Source organism: Myroides sp. LJL119 (assembly GCF_054871605.1).
Map to the genome: position 1 here is coordinate 1 of NZ_JBTXLO010000003.1, position 24,961 is coordinate 24,961.

A 24,961-nucleotide genomic window follows, 5' to 3' on the forward strand; every position below is an offset into this window, starting at 1 on the left:
ATTATGATAATCCTATTGAATTAAATAGTATTTGGACAGATATGAGTTATAGCAACCAAAAATTAAAAGATTATCATATTGGAATTAAGTTAAGGTATGCGTTTCATTTATAATTATTAAAGTAAAGGATCCCCTTATCCCTATGATTTTTAATATAAAAAATCTAATTATCTGATTTAGTAACTTATCTTGGACTATGATTATAGCATAAAGATTTAGTGAGATTGTATTAAAAATTGTGTAAGTATAAAGTTCTGCTTGGGTTAAAAACCGAGCAGATTTTTTTTATTTAATATTTCACATACTTATGGTAATAAAAGAACTAATTACAGATGAGTTATTCAATCGGTTTAGAACTAAAGATAAACTTCAAAACTCCTAAAAAGGATAATAAAAAAGAGGAGTTGAAAATATGTTAGAAGGTTATTTAGATGCTCTGCTAAATTACGATAAGCAAGTTTTTCCTATGGGAAATAATGTGAGCAGTGGTTAATGAATTAAAAAATAAAAACTAGTTGAAGTAATAAAATTAGAAGTTTCTAGAGACTGGGATACAATTTTTAATCCGATTCTGACTTTAGCTTTAAGAAAAGCTAGTAGAAAATGAACTATGTCAGTTATGAGCTGGGGGAATAATATTAGACCGATTTATGATCTCTATATAAAGATAGGGTTAAACTTTAAACAAAACTGAACTTAAGTTTATTTTTGAATTTACCCTCTTAAAGATACAATGCCGATTTTAGTAAGGATTTGTAAATCGCCATCTGATTATATATTAAATGTTATTATAATTAACGACTTATATTCTAGAGCAGTATCAAAGAAAAGGTGTATTGTGTTTTTGAAGTGTTATTTGGTAGTGTGCTGATTTTTAATTATTTTTCTGAAAAATATGCCTTTTTAAAAATGAAGAACAAACTCTTTGTAACATTGACTTTATTATCTATTCCTATATTTGCAAATACTTCTATAATTTATAACGGAGCAGATTGTGCTGACTATAAGACACCTGAAAAGTTGTACAGAAATATTAAACAACACACAGAGCAACAAGTAACAAAATCTTTTAAAGAGCTATGTTTGATAGTTGATCAGTATGCTGAAAATACACTAAAGAAAGGCAATATAAATTCCTTAGCTATTGCTATTTATAAAGATGGACAGGTTTATGAGCAATATTATGGTGAATTAGACAAAGAGTCCAAAAAAAAACCAGATGGGCTAACACTTTATGAAATAGCTTCGATTTCAAAGGTGTTTGAAGGTTCTATAGCTGCTAAAGCGGTTCTTGAACAAAAGATAAAACTCAATGATGATGTTAGAATGTATCTTAATGGTGATTATCCAAATCTACAATTTGAAGGTACTCCTATTACTATTGAGAATTTATTGACTCATACATTAGGACTTAAGGATAAAGCTCCTAAGAAATTAGACAAGATTTATCAAGGTGTAAGACAGGGTGTTTATGAGAATAAAGATTTTCATTATAATATGTCTGATTTACTAAAAGAATTAAAGACAGTTGAGCTAAATAAAAAACCAGGAACGTTTTATGAATATAATTCAGTAGGCCCAGAATTAATGGCCAATATTTTAGAACAAGTATATGATAAGCCTTACAAAGATATCTTACAAGATTTTTTAAATGAACTTGATTTACAAGATACTCATTTGTATGAGTATGATAAATACAAAAATAGATTAGCAATCAGTTTTGATGACAAGGGAAGGGTAGCTCCATTACTTAAAAACCCGTTATTAGGAGGTTCCCATGGTATAATTAGTACATTACCTGATTTAATCAAACTTATGCAGTTTCAATTGGAGAGTAATAATCCTTTAATTAAGGAGTCAACACGTTTATTATTTAAAGATAAGATAGAAGGAGATGACAAGGGATATTTATGGGATGTTGGTTATGGTGAGAAAGAAGGTGCTTATTATGGAAAGACTGGAACTTCCAATGGTGTCCAAAGTGGTATTTTAATTTGTCCCGATTCAAGTTATGGAATGATTATAATTATGAATAATAATTCAGAGGAAGCACAAGATGACTGGGCAGGTCTGTATAATCAAATAGAAACAGATTTGATTATACAGCCAAAGATTAACCTTGTGTCTTTATTATCAATAGAATTTAAAAATGATTTCAATTCAGCTAAACATAAGTATAAAGAACTAAAGCAAGATAAAGAACAATATCTTTCAGGTTCTTTTTACCTGAATAATTTTGGATATGAATTAATCCATTCAAATCAAATAGACAAGGCAATTAAAGTATTTGAATTAGCACTGTCTGATGATAGTACTAACGCTAATTTGTATGACAGCTTAGCTGAGGCTTATTATTTGAATAAGGATTATGATAAGGCATTATTGAATTATACAAAAGCTTTAGAGTTAGATCCTGAAAATGAGAATGCTAAAGTTGTAATTAACAAAATTAAGCAATTGTAATTTATTGATATTACTATTAAATATAACTTCTTAGAGTCATTAAAGGTTTAGCTATATAAGAAACTACGTAAATTAGCAATAAAAACAAAGAAGATGACACAGTTCATATTACACTCCCTATGCCAATAAATTAAACTGAGAATAAATCTTTTGAATTACCTTTTCGGGTAGATTTTGCTCTTCACATAAAATCTTTAAAATCTTCAGTTGCCTTTACTACTTCATTAATTATTCCTTTGGCATTTTTTATAGAGTAACCCTCAGTTATTTCTAATATATCTTATCTATTAATGTTTGTACGTTTACCATTGATAGCCATGGCTCTTGCAACTCTTGTGTAATTCATTAGAGCGTCTAAGGGATACGTTAAATCATAGGCAGGAGTAAGGTTCCATTTATCTTTTTGATCATCGTAAATGAAGCTAAAGTTTTTTAAATGATCATCAATATTAGCGAATACCAAATTAAATACTATTTGTTTGAATATTTGCTGAATATCTTTGTGTGGCACTTTTAAATTTACATACAGTTTAAAAAGATTATCATAGTTTGAATTTTTAGACTTTCTAAAACCCAACCAGCCATTCCAGAAGTGCTTAAAACATGTTGTTTCTCTCCATTTTGCCTATCAAAACGCAAAGTGGCAAAATGTTTATCATCAATCAATCACCTCAGAAGGCATCATTTCTATACCAATAGAGGTAGCTAGTTGATAAAAGACAAATTCTACTTTTTCTTTAGAATAACCCAATTCCTGATTAATAGCTAATTTTATAAGGTAATGGCCTATTCATTTGTGCTTTCAAAATCACCTGCAATAATAGCTCCTGATTCTTTATATTCAGAAATTTAAATCTTAGGACGAGCTCCATCAGCCAAAGTACCTATTTTAAAAATATTGCGCAAAGGTAAATCGCTCAATCCTTTTTCTTGTATATAGCTTTTTACATCTAATACTTTTTTTACTACCTCTGTAATTTCCTTAATATTAATTTCTGTAGTAGCATTGATCGATTCTGAATGTACAAACTCTAAAGCGCCCATACCGCGCGCTCTTACGTAGAATAATTGCTCTAGTGGCGAAATGTTTACGGCCTCTTTATGGGAAAACTCTAACCATTCTTTAAACATTAAATGTCCAAAGACATTAGGTAGCAAGTCGGCTATCATTGGAGGCAAATCTCTAAAGGTATCGCCTTCAAACTCAGAAAACACCTGTATATTAGGTGTACGCCTAATGATATACGGAATCAATTTCTTGTATAGATTAGCGTTTAAAAAATCGGGCTGATACTGAAAAAAAGATTTCCTTTGATCGGCATCATAGCCAATTTTACCAATTTCGGTGTCTTTATATAAGACTGATATGATTTGATTTTTAGCCCTATTAATATAAAGATTGGTTGTCGTTTAAGTTTGTTTTTTTGGTTTATATAAACTGACTAAAACTATTTATTTGGTCAAAATATTGTAATATTTTTAAAACAATTTCAAGCGTTGCTATCGCCATTTTCTAGTTTGGAAATGGTGATAGGAGACAAATCTAATTCTGCAGCCAAACCTTGTTGTGTCAACTTATCTCTTTTGCGAAATTGTTTACACCATTCGCCTATAGATTTCTGGTTATCTTTTATGGTTATAAACCCTATCTTAATTTACATTATAATCTAAATAGAGATTAAATATCGTGTATTTTCATATTTTAATATAAAAATACACGATAAGAATCAAATCTTAGCTATTTGGTGGTAATAAACGTATGTATTTTTCTTTGTATCAACTATGATTTTTATTTTATTGTATAACTCTTCAAATTAGTTACTCATTTATAATTCATTTGTTATAGTTTAAATTCAACTGCTCAGCAAGTAACTGTATATTTTCTTTTCTTTTTAATGGCTCTATCCAATGTGATGGAATACTATCATATCCATATAAAATACCAGCTAAAGCTCCTGTAATAGCTCCATTTGTATCAGTGTCTTTGCCTAAAGACATAACTTTTAAAATAGCTTCTTCATAACTGTTTGTAGTAAGTATTGTTTGAAGAGCAATTTCTAAGCTCCCAACAACAAATCCTCTATTGTTAAATTCACTTGAATCGATTTCTTTAAAATTAGGAGAGAAGATACGTTTAAAGTATTCATTTTCTTGATAGCTCATAGCCAAGTCTTGTATAAGATTTTCATATGCCAGATGTGCATCTTTGGTTAAAACAAGATGCTTGGTATACATAAGATAGATATAACAGCAATCTATAGCTATTTTATGGGCATGTGTTAAACTACTAAACTTACTGATATAGCTGTAAGGATCTGTAATACTCTTATCATATAAAAGAGGAAATAGTAGGGGGGATATACGCATTAAAGAGCCATTTCCATTGTCACGTTCTGTCTTGAGTCCTGCTGTTCTCCAATTATATTCATTTGCAAAATTTTCAATAGCAAATAAAGTTGTTCTTCCAATATCAAAAGTATCTCCATCGGCAGTCCAATAACCTTCTTTCATCCAATCTTTAAAACGATCCATTAAATCGTTTAAATCAGTTTCTTCAGAGGCTAAATATTCTGCTGTACAAAAAGTAAGAGAAGAATCATCACTAAAGGTTCCGACAGGTTTGTGCCAGGAGCCAAATCCAGTTAATCTATTAGGTTCATTTTGATAATTAGTTTTGACAGACTCTAGGTCTATTTCATTTGGGTACTTAAATTCGATAGGAACTCCTAAAGCATCAGCTGCTGCTACACCAAAAAGGATATCTTGTGCTAAGTTTGACATTTAACATTTATTTTTAAAGATTGTGTCTCAAAATTAAATCATATAAATGGCAAGCCAAACTTCAAAGAAAAAATTCTTTAATTTACTTTTTAAAGTATTCAAATTAAAGATTATAATCAAAATATTTAGTTGCAAAACAATAAGAGATCTATTTGGTATGGATGTCAAAAAGTTTCAACGCCAGTATAAAAATAGTGAATTTAAAATTTGGAATCAAAGATCATATGCTAAAGATTAGTTGATATATCCGACAAATATAACTCAAAATCTATCTATAGATGAAGTCTGTTTATCTAAAGGTGAACAATATAAGCATAGTGACTCCCAAGGTTGGTAAAGGACAGAAAAACACCTTAGTAGTCATAGTAAAAGGTACTAAATCTAAAACGGTTATCGAGCACCTTTTAAGGCTGCCAAAGCGTTTAAGAGATAAAGTTACAGAGATAAAGTTACAGAGATAACTTTAGATATAGCAGGTTCTATGAAGCCCATAGCTAAAAAATGTTTTAGCAAAGCAGTACAAGTAATTAATAGTTTTTATGTTCAAAATATTATTAGTCAGACTGTTAAAAATGTTAGGCTTAAGTACCTTTGGCAAGAGTTGGAGATTCAAAGCAATGCTATTATTCAAACTAGGTTAGAAAAGAAAGTCCATGTACCTGAAATACTAAGTAATGGCGATTCACTAAGACAATTATTAGCCAGATCCCGACATTTACTTTTTAAAAATCCTAATAACTGGACTCTGGATCAGCAAAAAAGAGTAGATTTACTCTTTAATTTATACCCAGAAATTAAATAGGCGTATAATTTAACTAACTACCTTCTAGTTGTTTATAATCAAAAAGCACCCAAAGAAGTAGTTATGACCAAACTTGCACAATGGTTTAACCAGGTTAAGCAAACCGATCTAAAATAGTTCCAGATTGTTGTAAAAACCTTTGCCCAGCATTACCAAGATATCTTAAACTACTTTAATCACGGAAGTACAAAGGCCTTTACTGAATCCTTCAACTCTAAAATTAAGTACTTCCGTATTATGTATAGAGGAGTAAGAGATTGAAAGTTTTTTCTATTTAGATTAAGCAAACTTTTTGCTTAGTCACCAAGTTTTGCACTTAATCCCAAATGTCTACAAACTATTAAATGAAGAAAGCCTAACTATTTAATTATCAATAGTTAGGCTTTTTTTCTGTGGAGTCGCCGAGAATCGAACTCGGGTCCAAACAAGCAATCAGATGGCTTTCTACACGCTTAGTCTTTTATTATATTTTCGACTATTGGCTAGGCAAAAGACTACCACCAAGAGCTTAGACTCTTAAATTTCAACTTGTATTCGAGACCTTAACAAGTCTATGTTTACTTTACGGTTCCCTTAAATAAGATGCCGTAAACCAAGGCCTCTAAAGGGAATTTAGCTTTCTCACCTAGTGAGAACTAAAAGCAAATCCTACTATAATTCAGATTAAGCAGCTAAAGCGTAATTTTCTTCGCCGTGTAAAAAGTTCGTTACATGATATTTACGAGCTACATAACAACGCTCGACGTGCTTACTAACTAATTCCACTCGCTGTCAAAACCGATCGACCCCGTAGATTGAATTAATTCAGATTGCGAAATTAGGAAATTATATCTATTTGACAAAATTTTCATAGGATAAAAATACTTGTTGATACAAGTAAATAATTCTATATTTGACTAACCAAGCAAAGACTTTAACCATATAAATCATAATATTATGAAAATAGGAATAATCAAAGAGAGGAAATTTCCTCCTGATAGAAGAGTTGCGCTTTGTCCAAATCAAGTTAAAAATGCTTTGGAGCAATATAAAGACCTTAATATCAAAGTAGAAAGTTCCTTAGTTAGAATTTTTTCTGATCAAGAATACCTGGATTTAGGTATAGAAGTTTCGGATGATTTAAGCGATTGTGATGTAATTATCGGATTGAAAGAAATTCCCGTTAAAGCCCTTATACCAAATAAAACTTATCTTATATTTTCGCATACTATAAAAAAACAAATACATAATCGCGAGCTTTTACAAGCTTGCTTAAGAGAGAACATTACTTTAATGGATCATGAAACATTAGTAAACCAAGACAATAAGAGAATTATTGGTTTTGGAAGATACGCAGGAATAGTCGGTGCGTATAATACCCTTAGGGCTTTTGGAATTAAGTATGAGCTATTTAATTTAGCAAAGGCTGAAACTTTAAAAACAAAAGATGATTTGATTTATCGTCTTAAAAAGCAATTTTTCCCACCCATTAAAGTTGTTGTAACCGGAACAGGAAAAGTTGCGAATGGGATAATGGAAATTCTCGAGGGTATGAAGATGAAAAAGGTAGATCCTGATAAGTTTTTAACCCAAAAATATGATCGTCCCGTTTATACACAGATCGATGTTACTCACTACTATAAGCGTATTGATGGAACACAGGGCAGTAAACAAGATTTTTACGATTATCCAGAACTTTACACAAGCGATTTCGAACGATTCTCTGAAGTAGCAGATATTTTAATTACAGGACATTTTTTTAAAAAAGGTTCTCCTGTTATTTTAAGTAAGCAAATGCTAAATTCTGCAAAGAATCAAATAAAAGTAATAGGTGATATATCTTGTGATGTGGACCAGGGACCAATTCATGCCACTATAAGAACAAGTAACCTTGAGAATCCTTATTATGGATATCACCCAAAATTGGATCAAGAAGTAGAGTTAGACCACCCGGCTAGTATAACGGTAATGGCTATTGATAATCTTCCATGTGCGTTACCATATGATTCAAGTCGTGATTTCGGAGATGTCTTTATAAAGGAAATATTACCTGCCTTTTTCAACGAAGATATTGATAAAATTCTGGAGAAAGCAACGATAACAAAATCTGGAAGCTTAACCGATAACTATAAATATTTACAGGATTTTGTGGATTCCAATCAATAGTATTCTACAAGTAAAGAACTTTTTACTTGTAAAAAAAATAGTTTAGTTACAAAAAACCAGCCTTTTAGGCATTGCTTGATGGATTAAGTATTCTTGGAGATATGTCTTTTTTATCAATTAAAAAAGGCTGGTTTTTATTAATTCTCAATTAAATAATACCCTTGTGTTAATAATAAGTATGGAACAAGGTGAATTTTAGCTTTAATGGATTCTTTTAGAGTCTAATTTTGACTGGCTTTTAATTTGCTTATTTACTAGGTTTTTTTCTATCCAGTTTAAATAAGCAATTACTTTTTTTATTACCTGGTCTAAGTCTCTTTTTTGATTTTCTTTTTTACCACCTAGAATAATAATTCGTCCTACTTTATCAAGGTGGAAAAAGTAAACTCTTAATTTTCCAGATTTTGCCTCGTAAATCTTGGTTTTCTTGACTACTTTTAATCCTTTAGCAACCTCACGGAATTGACTATCAGGTAATCTGTTTAAATTTGAAGATAATTCTATTATAAAAAAGAGTCTTTTTAAGTCAGACCGTAAATTACCTGCTTGTTCTATTTTAGCGGTAAATAATTGAAAATTAGAAATGCCGTATTCTAGTAACTCTCAAACGGGTATTTTTGTGTTTTTACAAATCCCTTTACATAATTCAAGTGTATATCTATCCATAACAATGATTGTTTATATTAATACTTACTATTAAAATAAATTGCTCTTCTTTATGATAGTTCTTACAGTAAAAGATTGGAATTCCTTGTTCAAGGAGGTATATAAAACAAAACTATAGAAGTCTTTTTCTATGTTAGAAATCTTTATTTTAGGGTAAAGACTTAAAAAATAAATCTAAAGCTAATCTAAATTTTTATAAAAAACAAATCATTTGTTTAATAACTCTCTGATTATCAATTAAAGTAGGTGTTTTGAGTTGACTGTTAAGATTAAATAAAAAAGGCACCAAAAACAGATGCCTTTTAGATATTTTCTTAAAAATAGTTTATTGTAAAAATTTAAGTTTTTTTTAAAACCAAGTTTATCTATAATAAGATCTTTATACTAGTAATTAATATACCATGGTAACAAATTATCTTTTAAATGTTATTTTAATAAATTTTTACAAATAAAATTTAATTCTAGAATTTGTAATTCATTTAATGCCAGTAAAATAAAATATTTATTTTGCCTTATTAGTTAGACCAGATTATGTAAGCTAAGGCCTTTTATTAGATATTTTCAGTAAAAAATTTGTCAGCATGTTTAAGTCTGCGACTTTTTTGTTCTTTCTTTTTTTCGGCTAATATTTTAATCGTTTTTAGAATTTTTTCTGATAACTGCGCAAGCCAAGCCAATTGTTCAATAACCAAAGAAGACTCTTGCATTAAGGTAGAAAATTCCTCTTGAGTTGAACAAGTTCTTTTAAGTTCTGCTTGTCTGAGATTTTGTAAATAGGTAATGCTAACTTGAAAATTATCCATTGTTTCTTGTGACAGAAGGTTGGGACTCGTTTTCCTTTTTTCAAGTAAATCAATGCCTATTGCTAAATTTTGATCTATATAATTAGTTACTGTATTAAAAGCTTGTGAAGCCTTTGTGGTTTCTCTACTTTGTACATATACCCCAATAGAGGCTGCTATAGATAAAAAAGTATGATTTAAAACTGCAAGTTCGTAAATCTCTGCTTTTAGTAGTTGCTTGCTCTTTGGCTCTTGAATCATTCTTTGGAAAGAAGCCATAAGATTTCCCACTTCAATAAAAGCATACTTTCTAGCTAATTTATATGGAAGTGTTACTTCTCCTTTTTCGTTGTATAATACTACAATTTCTTTAACATATTGTTTGTTTGCTTGTATACTCTTTGATAAATGTTTGTTTACATTTAAAAACTCCCAAGAAGGCCATAAAAAATAATTTGCACAAAAGGCTAACACTGCTCCTATAAATGTATCAATGATACGATAGGTTAATAAATCCATGAAATTTGGAGTTAATATTCCGTATATTAAAACCACGTATATAGTTACAAATGTAACTCCTACTTTGTAATCGGTATGAGAAAACCAATATCCTAAGATCATGGATAAAACCACTAAATAAGCTAATACTTGTACGTTTTCTTGTATTAAATAAAGTAATCCAAATGCTATCAATCCTCCTGCAACTGTACCGATAACCCTTTCAAAGGAACGCTGTTTGGTAAGTCCATAACCAGGACGCATAATAACCACGATAGTCAGTAATATCCAGTAGCCATTTAGTAAATTAAAAATATTACTAATTATCAAACCAGTTAGTACTGTGATAGTTAACCGAGAGGCATGACAAAAAATAGTAGAGGTAAAGTTTAGGTTTTCTGCTAAGGTTTGCCAACGATAATGTACGGGAGTTAGAAATTTCTCTAAATCTTTGTAGTTGTCTTCTATGCTAGTTGTAAATGCTTTTTCTATTAATGTTCTTTCTAAAACCTTTACTTTATCAATTTGTTGCTGTGCATAATGTAATACATTGTTAAACATTAAAATAGCCTCAAGTTTGGTTTTAGAATTATCCTTTACACTAAATAACGCAAGTTGTTTTTGTAGCTGGTGTAATTGAGGAATTAGACTCTCATCTGGGGTATACTTTAGGTCCATATTTAAAGCCTCTCCAATTTTTTCCACTGTAGTGGATAAATCATAGGCCAACTTTTGATAGTTTGCTATAATATAAGGATCACTTTTAAATAATTCGCGTAATTTTTGGTGATCAAATGAACTAGAAACCGCTATTTCTAAAATATCTACTAAAGAGGTAAAAGCTACTAAAAGACGTCTATTATTTGAAGAGTTACCTGTGCTGGCTTTATTTCTAACGACAAATTCTCGTAGATTTTCGTGTACATCGTTTAATTGAATTTGAATTTTTAATTGTTCCCCGGTAATTTTGTCATTATCGGCATTACTGTCCCATAACTCCCCACGATATTTTAAGTACTTTGCCGTTAGCTCCATACAGTTTGAGGTAAGAAGTACCCCATAGCGACGTGGTCTAATATAATAAAATATAATTGCAACCAGTAGGTATAAAAGACCTCCAAAGAGTAAAAGAGATGCATAGGTCCATAACTCTTGTCCTTTATAAGTATGGGCTAAAGCTAAACTGGCTGCTAACAGACCACTAAAAGAAAGCAGATTTGCACGATGTCCATAGACAGCTATCATACTTAGACTAAAAAATATAAATATAAATACAGGATAAAATAACCAATATCCATGACTTAAAGATAAAGCAAGTGTTACCAAAGGAACCGTTACTGCTCCCACTAATAAGCCTGCGACTTTGTCCTTAATATTACTGGGAATATCAACCGGGGCGGTCAATAAAGATCCCATTGCCATGGCAAAGGCCCAGTTAAATTCTTGATAAGGCATGAATATTAAAAAAGGTATAACCCCTGAGAGAGTTATTTTTAAGGCTCCAGCTAGATGAGAATCATCTGTAAACTTTCTGGCTTTACTTAACATATGGATTAACTTATAATAGGATTTATCTTGGTTTTGTATTCAAGATAGCAAGGTAAAACAAATTAAAGATGAAAAATAATTTCAAGTATTAATTATTAGTTTATTTTTCATTAATTTTGCAGCTTGAATTTTTCTGAAAAATATAAAATTATGATATTATCAATAGTTGGGTATGGAGATCCTGTTTTAAGACAAGTAGGAGAGGATATAACAAAAGACTATCCCAATTTAGATCAATTAGTGCAAAATATGTATGAAACTATGTATTCTGCAAGTGGAGTTGGTCTTGCTGCACCACAGGTTGGATTACCAATTCGTTTATTTGTTATAGATGCTGCTCCGTTTGCTGAGATGGAAGATAATACAGCTGAGGAAATAGAGTTTTTAAAAAATTTCAAGAAAACTTTTATCAACGCAAAAATTACCAAAGAAGAAGGTGAAGAATGGGTCTTTAATGAAGGTTGTCTAAGTATTCCAGATGTACATGAACCAGTAAAGCGTAAAGAGAAAATTACCATCGAATATTACGATGAGAATTTTGAAAAACACGTAGATACATTTGACGGTTTAGCTGCAAGAGTTATTCAACATGAATACGATCATATTCAAGGCGTTTTATTTACCGATAAGCTTTCTACTTTAAAAAAGAAATTGATTTCAAAAAAATTGAACAATATTTTAGAGGGCAAAATCTTCACAGATTATAAAATGAAATTTGCTCAAAAAAAAGGTAGATAAATAAGTTGGATATTAAATACAAATTAAGATATTTGCGAATCTTAATGTGAAAATTTAGAAAAAATGAGTTTAGAAAAAGTATTAGCTATTTCAGGAAAACCAGGTTTATATGAGTTATTAGTGCAAACTCGTACAGGATTCGTTGCTGAATCTTTAGCTGATGGAAAAAAGAGCACTGTTGGATTAAGAAACAACGTAAGTTTATTATCGGAGATTTCTATTTATACATATAGCGATGAAATTAAATTGTTTGAGGTATTTAGAAACATAGCCAAAAAAGAGAATAATGGCGAGGCTATTTCTCATAAATCAGATAATCCTACTTTGGTAGCTTATTTTAGAGAGGTTTTACCTGAATTTGATGAAGAAAGAGTATATGCTTCAGATATTAAAAAAGTATTAAATTGGTATAATATTCTTCAAAAAAGAGGATTGATTGCCGAGTCATTCAAAGAAGAGCCTGCTGTAGAAGAGGCTAAATAATACTTTTAAAAATAGAATTTTATAAAAAGCTCGAATGCAAGTCAGTATTCGGGCTTTTTATTTTTTTTGGTATCTTAACAAAAAAAATCATGTACACAAGAAAACAACAACTTGAATCGATTTCACGTTTATTAGATATTTTAGATCAATTAAGAACCCAATGCCCATGGGATAGAAAACAAACCTTTGAGTCACTTCGTAATTTAACCTTAGAAGAGGTTTATGAGCTCGCAGATGCAATTAGTTCTAAAGACTATTTGGAGCTTAAAAAAGAGTTAGGTGATGTTTTAATGCATGTTTTTTTCTATGCTAAGATAGGTAGTGAAGAAGATTTGTTTGATATAAAAACAATTGCTGATGGTATTTGTGAGAAATTAATATTTCGCCATCCGCATATCTATGGAGCGCAAAAAAATTTGACATCGGAGCAAGTAGAGCAAAATTGGGAAAAATTAAAATTAAAAGAAGGCAATGAGTCTGTTTTATCGGGTGTTCCCAATGGACTACCTGCCATGGTTAAAGCATTTAGGATTCAGCAAAAAGCTAGTGGAGTGGGTTTTGATTGGCCAAATGAACAGCAAGTCTGGGATAAGGTAAACGAAGAGTTACAGGAATTTAGTGTAGAAAGACAGGCTTTGGATAAGGCCAAAATGGAACAAGAATTCGGAGATTTACTTTTCTCGTTGGTAAACTATGCGCGTGTAGTGGGAATAGATCCAGAGAATGCTTTGGAGCTAACCAATAAGAAATTTATAAATAGATTTAAATCTATGGAGACTCAAATAAAGCAGCATGGCCAGAATATAGAAGAATTATCCTTAGAACAAATGGACCATTATTGGGATCAAATTAAAGCACAAGAAAAGTTACAATAAATAAGACTTTACTAAATTAAAAAAGCTCCTTAATAAAATAGTTAAGGAGCTTTTTAGTTTTTATTAGTTAAGGTTGGGTTGAATTTTAATCTTTACTTTGAGATAAGTCTACTTGTTTTAAAGGAATTAGTTTGGTTTTAAATTTCACTTTATGATAAATATAAAAGAATAAGAAAAATGGTATTCCCATGTAAGTAATCATCATGGCCTTTATATCTACAACTCCTTTGAAAATTAGATCAGTATCTTGTCCAATAATTACTAATATACAAAGTATTAGTGCTAGAATTGGACCAAAAGGGAACCATTTGGCTTTGTATACTAGGTCGTTTATATTTTTATTTTGAGCCAAATAAGCTCTTCTGAATCTATAATGACTAATAGCAATTCCGAGCCACGCTATAAATCCGGTAAGACCAGATGCCGCTAATACGTAGTCAACAGCATTTTCAAAATTAGCCTGCAAAACAAATATAAAAAACACAACTAGTGCTGTAGCAGCAAGAGCAAGGGTTGGAACTCCATGCTTATTGGTTTTTTCAAACGATTTATAGGCCATCCCTTGTTTGCCCATGGCATATAGCATTCGGGTGGAGGCATACATTCCTGAGTTTCCGGCAGATAAAATCGAAGTAAGGATAACAGCATTCATTAAAGCTGCGGCAAAGGCCCAATGAGCTTTTTCAAATACAAGGGTGAAAGGCGACTTTGCAACTTGGTCAATGTCTGCCCCTAATAATTGATCACTGGTATAAGGAATAATTAACCCTATAACAAAAATGGCTAGTATATAAAAAATTAGAATTCTCCAAAATACCTGCTTAATAGCTTTTGGTATATTCTTTTCTGGATTTTCACTTTCTCCGGCAGTAATACCTATTAATTCGGTTCCTTGAAAAGAGAAACCAGCAATTAGAAAAACTCCTAATACGCTTAGGAATCTTCCCGAGAACCCATCCCCTAGAATAGGAGCGTTACCGATGGTGAAATTACTAAAACCAATATATTCAGATCCTAAAATTCCAAAAATGGTTAATACCCCTACAATTAAGAATACAATTACCGTGATTACCTTTATAAAAGCAAACCAATATTCGGATTCACCATAAGCTTTTACAGATAACATGTTTAAAAACACAATAAAAGAAAAGAAAATTAAGCTCCATCCCCAAGTAGGTATAATAGCTAAAGGCTCCCAGTAAGAAATTACTATAGAGGCAATGGATACATCTACAGCTACAGTGATAACCCAATTAAACCAATAATTCCAACCCAGGGCAAAACCAAATGATGGATCAACAAACCTGGCTGCATAGGTACTAAATGAACCAGATACAGGAAGATAAGTAGCCATCTCACCTAAAGATGTCATTAAGAAGTAAACCATTAATCCAATAGCCCCATAAGCGATTAAAGCTCCTCCAGGACCAGCAGATCGAATTGCTTCGCCACTGGCCATAAAAAGACCAGTACCAATACATCCTCCAATGGCAATCATTGATAAATGACGAGCCTTTAAAGCTCTTTTAACTTTTGTATTACTGTTTTGTTCCATCTAAAAATATTTGCAACAAAGGTAATTATATTTTCTTGCAAATTTAAATAATACGCAACGTTTTAGTGGGTTTTCTTATAAATAATACAATTAAAGGATTGTTTTTGTGTAGTTAATTATAGATTTTGCAAATATGTTATTAATAAAATAAAAATAAAATTCGCTTTAATCTGTATGATAAAATTAATTGTTCTAAAAATATAGCCATAAAGAGAATATAATTTGCTATTCTTTTTATGGCTATATTATGCAAAAGACCTTTTTTGCTTTATATTTTATGTTCTATCGTGCTGTCTTTAAGATGCATGTAACTTTATTAAAGACATTATTCCTTCATAAATAACATTTAGACCTACACAAAAGGTGAAAAAAGCACACATTTTATTGATAACGTTTGCTCCATTTGCTCCAATTCTCTGTGTAATATTAAAGGCAGAGTAAGTAAATACATAAAAAAGCAAACAACAAAGTGTTATTCCCACCATAATAGCGCCAAAGTTTTCTACTGTGGCTTCAAATTTTTTACTATACGAACTCGCTGCTAATGCAAAAATTACAGATATGGTTCCTGCATCTACCACAATTGGGAATGTTAAGGGGTAAAACAATTTATCTCTCATAGTGGTATCTGATTGTACCGTTGCACTGGTTTTTTGTCCTGCGCTTTTGTCATTAAGTAGGTCTAAGGCTGTCTTACAAATTAAAAAACCTCCTCCAACTTGGACAATAGGAATGGACAAATGAAATACCATTAAGATTAATTGTCCCAATAGTAAAGAAATAACGCATAGGGCAAAACTAAAATACACCAATCTTTTAGTGCAGTAATTTCGTTCATCTCGGGATAGATTTGTAAAAAATGAATTTACAATAAATGCCACTCCAATGGGGTTTAGTACCGGAAATATGGTCATAAACGAGGTTAAGGAATGCTGAAAGAAGGATTGAAACATAATACTTAAATCTTTAGATAACTTGTTTACAGAATAATTTAATTTTAAAGTTAATACTTTTTTTTAACAATTTTAGGTTTAAGACAAGTAATTTTAACAATTCTAAAGATGATATCCTAACTAATTAATTTTGATACCCATAAGTAAAATGCAAAGCGGGGAATTGTTTATTTTAGCATTTTATTTGTTTTTTAGATCAGCTAAAATTAGAAGAATAGCGTGAAAAGTTGTAGTTTTGCGACGTTTTATTCTTAACAACACAGCAAATAAACAACTGATGAAACAAACTAAGTATATATTCGTTACAGGTGGTGTAACATCTTCTTTGGGTAAAGGAATTATTGCAGCGTCTTTAGCTAAGCTGCTACAAGCGCGCGGTTACTCTGCTACAATTCAGAAGTTTGATCCATATATTAACGTAGACCCTGGTACATTAAATCCATATGAGCATGGAGAGTGTTTTGTTACCGATGATGGAGCAGAAACAGATTTAGACTTAGGTCACTATGAGCGTTTTTTAAATGTTCCAACTTCTCAAGCCAATAACGTAACCACAGGGCGTGTTTACCTTTCTGTAATTGAAAAGGAGCGCAGGGGAGAGTTTCTAGGAAAGACTGTTCAAGTTGTTCCACATATAACCAATGAGATAAAAGAGCGTATGCAACTTTTAGGAAAATCAGGGGATTATGACATTGTAATTACGGAAATTGGTGGAACAGTAGGTGATATAGAGTCTTTACCATACATCGAGTCTGTAAGACAATTATTATGGGAATTGGGTGATAACAACGCTATTGTTGTTCATTTAACTTTAGTGCCGTTTTTAGCCGCAGCAGGAGAACTTAAAACAAAGCCAACGCAGCATTCGGTAAAAACCTTAATGGAAAGTGGAATTAAAGCGGATATTTTAGTTTGTAGAACAGAGCACAACTTATCTACGGAAATTCGTCAAAAGTTAGCTCAGTTTTGCAACGTTAAACCAGAGGCTGTAATTCAAAGTATAGATGCACAGACTATCTATGATGTTCCTAATTTAATGTTAGAGGAAGGATTGGATAAGGTCGCTCTTAAAAAATTAGATCTACCGGAAAAGAAAACGCCAGATTTAGCTTCTTGGAATGAGTTTTTACATCGCTTAAAAAACCCTAAACACATTGTAAATATAGGTTTAGTTGGTAAATATGTAGAATTACAAGATTCTTATAAATCAATACTAGAGGCTTTAGTACATGGTGGAGCACAAAATCAATGTAAAGTAAATATTATTAGTATTCAATCTGACAATATTAATGCGGGTAACGTGGCAGATAAATTAAAGAATTTAGATGCTATTTTAGTTGCTCCTGGATTTGGTTCTAGAGGAATAGAAGGAAAGATTGAAACGGTAAAATATGCAAGAGAAAATAATATTCCATTTTTAGGAATTTGTTTAGGAATGCAAATGGCTGTAATTGAATACGCAAGAAACGTACTTAATTTCAAAGGAGCCAATACAACAGAGGTAAATGAAAGTACACAATATCCTGTGATTACTTTTATGGAGGAACAAAAAGCGATTACCGATAAAGGGGGAACTATGCGTTTAGGCGGATGGGATTGCGCTATTGAGTCAAATACAAAAGCATTTGATATCTACAAGAGCAATTTAATAAATGAGCGCCACCGTCATAGATATGAATTTAATAACCAATATTTGGAGGATTTCGTTAAAGCAGGCTTAATAGCATCGGGAAAAAACCCTGATACTGGTCTTGTGGAGATTGTCGAGTTGGATAATCATCCTTTCTTTGTAGGGGTACAATTTCACCCAGAGTACAAAAGTACGGTTGCTCAACCACACCCTCTGTTTGTAAATTTCGTACAAGCAGCGATTCAAAATAAACAAACTAATTAGTTTATTTTGCGCTCTTATTTATAGAATAATTTCAAAATCATTTGATCAATTACAAATTAAGTAATGGAAGAAAAAAAATTAGATCGTAACAGTATTGTAGGCTTTATTATTATTGCCGGTTTGCTTATATGGTTGATGCTTAACAACATGAACAATGAGCAAGAAGCTATGAAAAAAGACGCTGAATTAGCACAAAAAGAAATTGTGAAAGATTCGCAGGCTAAATCCATCGAACAGACCATTGCAATTGGTGCTGAAAACGATTCATTAGCTAGTGAAGCCTTACGTGCTAGTTTAGGTTCATTCGCCTATAGTGCTTTGTTACCATCTGCACAGGATGTAAATACAGAGCTAAAAAGTGAGTTACTTACTTTACAGGTTTCAAACAAAGGAGGATATTTATCAAATGTAACGGTAAACAACTTCGAGCGTTTTAGTAAAAATTCAGGAGAGCTAGTAGAACTTATTAAAGATCATAATTCTAATTTGAATTTAGAACTTTATACAAGTGATAATAGAGTATTTAATACACAAGATTTATACTTTACTCCAGAGTTAACTAAAGAAGGAGAGAACCAAGTCTTATCGATGCGTTTAAAGGCCTCTGAAACACAATACCTTGAGTATCGTTATGTTTTAAAACCTGATAACTACATGATAGACTTCTCTATTCGAAGTGTTGGTTTAAGTAAAATAGTTGACTTAAATAAAACACCAAAATTAGATTGGAGTTTAAGTGCGTATAGAAATGAAAAAAGTATCTCTTATGAGAATCGCTACACCAACCTTTACTACGAGTATGAGAATGGTAAGGATAATGATTTAGGAGCAGCTGGAAGTAAGGAAAATAAAACAGTTAAGGATGTTAGTTATATTGCATTTAAACAACATTTTTTCACATCTATTTTAATTACAGATAAGAACTTCAGCGATGCTAATCTTTCTTCTGTAAATTTAGCAAAAGATGAAGCAAGTGATACTACTTTTTTAAAGGAGTTTAATGCTCAGGTTCCTTTGGCTTATTCAAATGGAGAGTTGAGTTACGATATGAGTTTTTACTTTGGACCTTCGGATTATAAAATCTTAAGATCTTATGGTGAGAATCTAGACAATATAATTCCTTTAGGATGGGGAATATTTGGTTGGTTAAACCGCTTTTTATTTATACCTGTATTTGGAATTTTAACTTCTTTTATTCCTTCTTACGGAATAGCGATCATTGTACTAACTATTTTTGTTAGACTTATTATATCGCCACTTACTTACAAGAGTTATGTTTCTCAAGCTAAAATGAAAGCAATACGTCCGGAAATCACCGAACTTAATGAGAAATTTAAGAATGACCCGATGAAGAAGCAGCAAGAGACTATGAACTTGTATTCTAAAGCAGGGGTAAATCCAATGGCAGGATGTATTCCAGCTTTATTACAAATTCCTATTTTCTATTCATTATTTCAATTCTTCCCATCAGTTTTTGCTTTACGTCAAAAAAGTTTCTTATGGGCAGATGACCTTTCATCTTACGATTCGGTTTTATCTTTACCATTTAATATTCCATTTTATGGAAACCACGTGAGTTTATTCCCTATTTTGGCCTCTATTGCTATTTTCTTTTATATGAGAATGACAACCGGAGATCAACAAATGTCTGCTCCTCAACAAGAAGGGATGCCAGATATGGGTAAATTAATGAAGATCATGATTTATATCTCACCAGTGATGATGTTATTTTTCTTTAATAATTATGCCTCAGGATTGAGTTTGTACTATTTTGTATCTAACTCTATTACAATAGGTATTATGTATGTGATCAAAAATCATATCGTAAAAGAAGATAAAATTAAAGCCATTATTGAAGAGAATAAAACTAAGAAACGCCCTAAAGGTAGATTTCAGCGTAAAATGCAAGAGATGATGGAACAAGCTCAAGAGCAACAAAAACTAAAAGAACAAGGTAAAAAGTAATTTTAGCCTTAAAAAATAAAATCATTAATACCCTGAGCTCCTTTAAAAGTTATTCTTTTAAAGGAGCTTTTTTATTATACCTGGTAAAGTTTAATAACCTGAGGAAAAAACTGGCAAATAGCGCTTTATAGGTTAATTTACTAAGTGCTCCGATGTATGGAGGATAAAATAGATTACTCAACAAAGTAGCATTTAATGTTGCCTTAGAGGTGGAGAAAAAACAATATAGTTTTTTTAGAAATTTTTCTTGAAAACTATCAAGTGGTTAAAGCTTTATCAAAATTTTATGCTAGGGTTTTTAATTATTGTATTTTTGCTTTTTATTTTAGTATTAAAATATTTATGAAAAGAGTAGTAGTAGGACTTTCAGGAGGGGTAGACTCAAGTGTTGCCGCTTATTTACTGAAAGAACAAGGATATGAAGTTATAGGATTATTTATGAAAAATTGGCACGACGACTCAGTGACTATTTCTAATGAATGTCCTTGGCTAGAAGATAGTAATGATGCATTGATGGTTGCCGAGAAATTAGGTATACCTTTTCAGACTGTAGATTTAAGTGAACAATATAAGGAGCGCATTGTAGATTATATGTTTAATGAATATGAGAATGGACGTACTCCTAATCCTGATGTGTTATGTAATCGAGAAATTAAATTTGATGTCTTTATGAAAATTGCATTGAGTCTTGGCGCCGATTATGTAGCTACAGGACATTATTGTCGTAAAGCAGAAGAAACTATTTTGGATGACAATGGGCAACCACAAACGGTTTATAAATTAATGGCAGGTGTAGACTCCAATAAGGATCAATCTTATTTCTTATGTCAATTATCGCAGCAACAATTGGCAAAAGCTCTATTTCCAATTGGAGAGCTTTTAAAACCAGAAGTAAGAGAGATTGCAGCCAAAATGAACTTAATAACCGCGGATAAGAAAGACTCTCAGGGACTTTGCTTTATTGGGAAGGTTCGTTTACCAGAGTTTTTACAACAACAATTAAAACCTAAAAATGGTTTAATATATGAAATACCCGCAAATGCAGTAAGCTTTAATTTGCCAGAAGATCTTGATTCTTTACCAAAACAACAAAAGCTGTTAGCTCAAGCAAAAGCCTACCAACTAAGTCCGCAGATGGGTAAGAAAGTAGGTGAACATTACGGAGCGCATTTCTTTACTATTGGACAAAGAAAAGGGTTAAATGTAGGTGGAACCGTAGAGCCACTATTTGTAATTGCTACTGATGTAAAGGAAAATATCATTTATACGGGGCAAGGTAATTCTCATCCAGGATTATTTCATAAGGTCTTATTTGTAAAAGAATCAGAAATACATTGGATTAGAGAAGATTTAGCTTTGCAAGAAGGCCAAACAATGTCTATATTAGCACGTATAAGATATCGTCAACCTTTACAACAGGCAACTCTACATAAAGTTGAAAATGGTGTTTTTGTTGAATTTGAAAACCCTCAATCTGCAATAACAGAAGGACAGTTTGTTTCCTGGCATTTAGAGGATCAATTAATAGGGTCTGGCGTAATTAGCAAAGTATAATTAACCAACATTTATTTTATGAATCGAATTACGGAACTTTTTGGTATCCAATATCCAATTATTCAAGGAGGAATGATTTGGAATAGTGGATATAAGTTAGCAAGTGCAGTTAGTAATGCTGGCGGACTAGGATTAATAGGAGCTGGGTCCATGTATCCAGATGTTTTGCAAGAACACATCCGAAAATGTAAATCCGCAACAAACAAGCCTTTCGGAGTTAATATTCCAATGCTCTATCCTAATATCGAGCAGATAATGGATATTATTGTACAAGAAGGGGTTAAGATTGTTTTTACCTCTGCGGGTAATCCTAAGACTTGGACTTCTTTTTTAAAGGAGCATGGTATTACGGTTGTACATGTTGTTAGCTCTGCAAAATTTGCATTAAAGGCTCAAGAAGCTGGCGTTGATGCAGTTGTAGCGGAAGGTTTCGAGGCTGGTGGGCATAACGGGAGAGAGGAGACTACCACCTTAACTTTAATTCCGAATGTAGCTCGTCAAATATCAATTCCCTTAATTGCTGCCGGTGGAATTGCAACAGGAAAGACAATGCTGGCCGCTATGGTTTTGGGAGCACAGGGAGTTCAAATGGGAACTCGCTTTGTTGCTTCAAAAGAGAGTAGTGCTCATGCTGATTTTAAAGAATTAGTTACCACTTTAAATGAGGGTGATACTAGTTTGAGTCTAAAAGAACTGGCACCAGTAAGGCTTATCAAAAATGATTTTTATAAAGGCTTACAAGAGTTATATGAAACAGCTCCTAGTGTAGAACAATTAAAAGAATACCTGGGAAGAGCTAGAGCAAAACGAGGAATGTTTGAAGGTGATTTAAATCAAGGAGAGTTAGAAATTGGGCAAATTTCTTCTTTAATTGATAAAATAGATTCAGTTGAGAATATTATTAAGGAAATAGTACAAGAATTTGAATTAGCAAAAAAACAAGTTCTTTCCATGTAAAACTTGATTTTAATATATATAAAAGTCACTCTATTATTTTTATGAAATTAATAGAGTGACTTTTTTGTATTTTACAGTGATTATACTATATTTAGAAACCCAAAAAAATCAATCTAGAAAAAAAAGCCCTAAAATATGAGTTATTATAAAATAGAAAATCTTGAACAGTACTTTAAGCATTACAAAAAGTCTGTGCGTGAACCTAGAAAATTCTGGGGTAAAATAGCAGAAGAGAACTTTGTTTGGTACCAAGTTTGGGATAAAGTGTTTGAATTTGATGTAGAGAATTCGAAGTATCAGTGGTTTGTAAATGCAAAACTAAATATTGTAAAAAACTGTATCGATAGGCATTTGGCAAAAAAAGGTGATAAACCCGCTATTATATTTGAACCTAATGATCCTAAAGAACAGCACCAGATTATTACCTACTCCGATCTTTATCAAAGAGTAGCAAAAATGGCAAATGTTTTGAAAGAACAAGGGGTTAAAAAAGGGGATCGAGTTTGTATTTATTTACCAATGATTCCAGAACTTGCCATAAGTATGCTAGCCTGTGCTAGGATTGGAGCTGTGCACAGTGTTATTTTTGCAGGCTTTTCTTCCTCAGCAATTTCCAAACGAGTAAATGATTGTCAAAGTAAGATTATAATTACAAGTGATGGAAGTTATAGGGGGAGTAAAACAATTGATTTAAAAACTATTGTGGATCAAGCTTTAGAGTCTTGTCCCCAAGTTGAGAAAGTACTTGTGGTTAAAAGAACAAATGAAAAAGTGAATTTTCTACAAGGGCGTGACCTATGGTTAGACGAATTGCTGGAAAACGCTTCCGATAATAATGTTGCAGCTGTAATGGATGCGGAAGACCCGTTGTTTATTTTATATACATCTGGCTCAACGGGAATGCCTAAGGGTATGGTGCACACAACAGCTGGATATATGGTACAAACCGCATATTCATTTAAAAATGTTTTTGATTATAAAGAGGATGATATATTTTGGTGTACGGCTGATTGTGGTTGGATTACTGGCCATTCTTACATTTTGTACGGTCCTTTATTAAATGGAGCTACCACGGTAATGTTCGAGGGGGTTCCTACCTATCCTAATGCTAGTCGTTTTTGGGATATTATTGATAAGTATAAAGTTACCCAATTCTATACTGCACCCACTGCAATTCGTTCCTTGATGACCGAAGATTATAGTTATGTAAATTCACATGATTTATCGAGTTTACGTGTAATAGGATCAGTGGGAGAACCTATAAATGAGGAGGCTTGGCACTGGTATAATGATCATGTTGGCAAAAAAAGGTGTCCGGTGGTTGATACATGGTGGCAAACCGAAACAGGTAGTATTTTAATTTCTCCTTTAGCTTTTTTAACACCGACAAAGCCTACTTATGCAACGCTTCCTTTACCGGGGATTCAAACGGTTTTGATGGATGAAAAAAGAAATGAGATTAATGATAATCAGGTAGATGGAGCTTTATGTGTGAAATTTCCTTGGCCATCGATGGCAAGAACCATTTGGGGAGATCATAAAAGATATCAAGAAACTTACTTCTCACAATTCCCAGGAATGTATTTTACAGGGGATGGGGCTTTAAGAGATGAAGTAGGGTATTATCGTATTACGGGTCGCGCAGATGATGTGGTTATTGTATCGGGGCATAATTTAGGTAGCGCACCTATTGAGGATGCTATAAATGAACATCCGGCAGTGGCCGAATCGGCCGTTGTAGGGTATCCTCATGAATTAAAAGGAAACGGTCTTTATGGTTTTATTACCTTAAAGATGGAAGGTGAGTATCGTGATAGAGAAAACCTGAAAAAAGAAATCAACAATCAAGTATCTAGTCATATAGGTCCAATTGCTAAACTTGACAAAATTCAGTTTGTAGAAAGCCTACCTAAAACAAGGTCAGGTAAGATAATGAGACGTATTTTGCGTTCAATTGCTCAAGGTGAACAAAAAGAATTTGGAGATGTTTCTACCTTAATAAACCCAGAAGTAATTGAAGTGATTGTAAAAAATAAAATATAATTATTTAAAAACTGATAAACCCCTGGCTTACCTAAAATTAGATTTGCCAAGATAGAAAATAGATCTAAATACAATAAAAAAGGCTAACAGATGTGTTGGCCTTTATTGTTATTAGTTAATACAATATAGTAATAGATGTATATTAATCCTGAATAGTTAATTATAAAGTGTAAAATTGTTAATTTTATCAATTATTCTTAATAATATAATGTATATTATGTAAAATTAATAAATATAAATATATTTAGGTGATTATTTA

Annotated in this window: 17 protein-coding genes, 1 other RNA gene and 1 pseudogene; 11 read left to right on the plus strand and 8 right to left on the minus strand. The window is 31.9% G+C overall.

Annotated features, from left to right (window positions below):
- Window positions 1-909: 909 nt before the first annotated feature.
- On the plus strand, window positions 910-2,463 hold the full coding sequence (locus tag ACYSNV_RS04955) for a serine hydrolase (protein WP_461761464.1): 1,554 nt from the start codon (window positions 910-912) through the stop codon (window positions 2,461-2,463).
- Window positions 2,464-2,743: 280 nt separating this feature from the next.
- Here the strand turns inward: ACYSNV_RS04955 and ACYSNV_RS04960 are convergent, their stop codons facing one another.
- The 4 genes from ACYSNV_RS04960 to ACYSNV_RS04975 form a co-directional block, all read right to left on the minus strand.
- Complete coding sequence (locus ACYSNV_RS04960) at window positions 2,744-2,974, minus strand: HipA domain-containing protein (RefSeq protein WP_461761465.1); 231 nt, start codon at window positions 2,972-2,974, stop codon at window positions 2,744-2,746.
- 338 nt (window positions 2,975-3,312) lie between these two features.
- The gene (locus tag ACYSNV_RS04965) at window positions 3,313-3,855 is read right to left on the minus strand and encodes a HipA N-terminal domain-containing protein (protein ID WP_461761732.1); all 543 of its coding nucleotides are present in this window, start codon (window positions 3,853-3,855) and stop codon (window positions 3,313-3,315) included.
- A 98-nt stretch (window positions 3,856-3,953) separates the two neighbouring features.
- Complete coding sequence (locus ACYSNV_RS04970) at window positions 3,954-4,118, minus strand: helix-turn-helix domain-containing protein (RefSeq protein ID WP_461761733.1); 165 nt, start codon at window positions 4,116-4,118, stop codon at window positions 3,954-3,956.
- Window positions 4,119-4,296: 178 nt separating this feature from the next.
- Window positions 4,297-5,244, minus strand: a complete 948-nt coding sequence (locus ACYSNV_RS04975; protein ID WP_461761466.1) for an ADP-ribosylglycohydrolase family protein — start codon at window positions 5,242-5,244, stop codon at window positions 4,297-4,299.
- Between the two features lie 451 nt (window positions 5,245-5,695).
- Between ACYSNV_RS04975 and ACYSNV_RS04980 the strand changes: the two are divergent.
- Window positions 5,696-6,307, plus strand: a pseudogene (locus ACYSNV_RS04980) (ISL3 family transposase); the annotation flags it as partial.
- Between the two features lie 129 nt (window positions 6,308-6,436).
- Here ACYSNV_RS04980 and ssrA read toward each other — a convergent pair.
- Window positions 6,437-6,835: a transfer-messenger RNA gene (gene ssrA / locus ACYSNV_RS04985) on the minus strand.
- Between the two features lie 147 nt (window positions 6,836-6,982).
- Between ssrA and ACYSNV_RS04990 the strand changes: the two genes are divergently transcribed.
- Window positions 6,983-8,191 carry an NAD(P)-dependent oxidoreductase gene (locus ACYSNV_RS04990; RefSeq protein ID WP_461761467.1) on the plus strand — a complete coding sequence of 403 codons (1,209 nt, stop codon included), beginning with the start codon at window positions 6,983-6,985 and terminating at the stop codon, window positions 8,189-8,191.
- Window positions 8,192-9,408: 1,217 nt separating this feature from the next.
- Here ACYSNV_RS04990 and ACYSNV_RS04995 read toward each other — a convergent pair.
- On the minus strand, window positions 9,409-11,685 hold the full coding sequence (locus ACYSNV_RS04995; RefSeq protein ID WP_461761468.1) for an FUSC family protein: 2,277 nt from the start codon (window positions 11,683-11,685) through the stop codon (window positions 9,409-9,411).
- Between the two features lie 150 nt (window positions 11,686-11,835).
- Between ACYSNV_RS04995 and def the strand changes: the two genes are divergently transcribed.
- From def to mazG, 3 genes are all read left to right on the plus strand, one after another.
- Complete coding sequence (def, locus tag ACYSNV_RS05000; protein WP_461761469.1) at window positions 11,836-12,423, plus strand: peptide deformylase; 588 nt, start codon at window positions 11,836-11,838, stop codon at window positions 12,421-12,423.
- A 63-nt stretch (window positions 12,424-12,486) separates the two neighbouring features.
- Window positions 12,487-12,906, plus strand: coding sequence for a DUF5606 family protein (locus tag ACYSNV_RS05005; RefSeq protein WP_461761470.1), 420 nt, complete (start codon window positions 12,487-12,489; stop codon window positions 12,904-12,906).
- A gap of 89 nt (window positions 12,907-12,995) precedes the next feature.
- Window positions 12,996-13,781: a nucleoside triphosphate pyrophosphohydrolase gene (gene mazG, locus ACYSNV_RS05010; protein ID WP_461761471.1), complete on the plus strand. Its 786-nt coding sequence runs from the start codon at window positions 12,996-12,998 to the stop codon at window positions 13,779-13,781.
- 85 nt (window positions 13,782-13,866) lie between these two features.
- Here mazG and ACYSNV_RS05015 read toward each other — a convergent pair whose 3' ends face one another.
- Both ACYSNV_RS05015 and ACYSNV_RS05020 read right to left on the minus strand, forming a co-directional pair.
- Window positions 13,867-15,336, minus strand: a complete 1,470-nt coding sequence (locus ACYSNV_RS05015; RefSeq protein WP_461761472.1) for an amino acid permease — start codon at window positions 15,334-15,336, stop codon at window positions 13,867-13,869.
- Between the two features lie 296 nt (window positions 15,337-15,632).
- On the minus strand, window positions 15,633-16,289 hold the full coding sequence (locus ACYSNV_RS05020; protein ID WP_461761473.1) for a MarC family protein: 657 nt from the start codon (window positions 16,287-16,289) through the stop codon (window positions 15,633-15,635).
- Window positions 16,290-16,566: 277 nt separating this feature from the next.
- On the opposite strand from ACYSNV_RS05020, the gene ACYSNV_RS05025 reads away from it, so the two are divergent.
- The 5 genes from ACYSNV_RS05025 (at window position 16,567) to acs (ending at window position 24,702) form a co-directional block, all read left to right on the plus strand.
- Window positions 16,567-18,183 carry a CTP synthase gene (locus tag ACYSNV_RS05025; protein ID WP_461761474.1) on the plus strand — a complete coding sequence of 539 codons (1,617 nt, stop codon included), beginning with the start codon at window positions 16,567-16,569 and terminating at the stop codon, window positions 18,181-18,183.
- 63 nt (window positions 18,184-18,246) lie between these two features.
- Window positions 18,247-20,148: a membrane protein insertase YidC gene (gene yidC / locus ACYSNV_RS05030; RefSeq protein ID WP_461761475.1), complete on the plus strand. Its 1,902-nt coding sequence runs from the start codon at window positions 18,247-18,249 to the stop codon at window positions 20,146-20,148.
- Between the two features lie 342 nt (window positions 20,149-20,490).
- Complete coding sequence (mnmA, locus tag ACYSNV_RS05035) at window positions 20,491-21,702, plus strand: tRNA 2-thiouridine(34) synthase MnmA (RefSeq protein ID WP_461761476.1); 1,212 nt, start codon at window positions 20,491-20,493, stop codon at window positions 21,700-21,702.
- Window positions 21,703-21,720: 18 nt separating this feature from the next.
- On the plus strand, window positions 21,721-22,659 hold the full coding sequence (locus ACYSNV_RS05040; RefSeq protein WP_461761477.1) for an NAD(P)H-dependent flavin oxidoreductase: 939 nt from the start codon (window positions 21,721-21,723) through the stop codon (window positions 22,657-22,659).
- A gap of 135 nt (window positions 22,660-22,794) precedes the next feature.
- Complete coding sequence (acs, locus tag ACYSNV_RS05045) at window positions 22,795-24,702, plus strand: acetate--CoA ligase (RefSeq protein ID WP_461761478.1); 1,908 nt, start codon at window positions 22,795-22,797, stop codon at window positions 24,700-24,702.
- Window positions 24,703-24,961 lie beyond the last annotated feature (259 nt).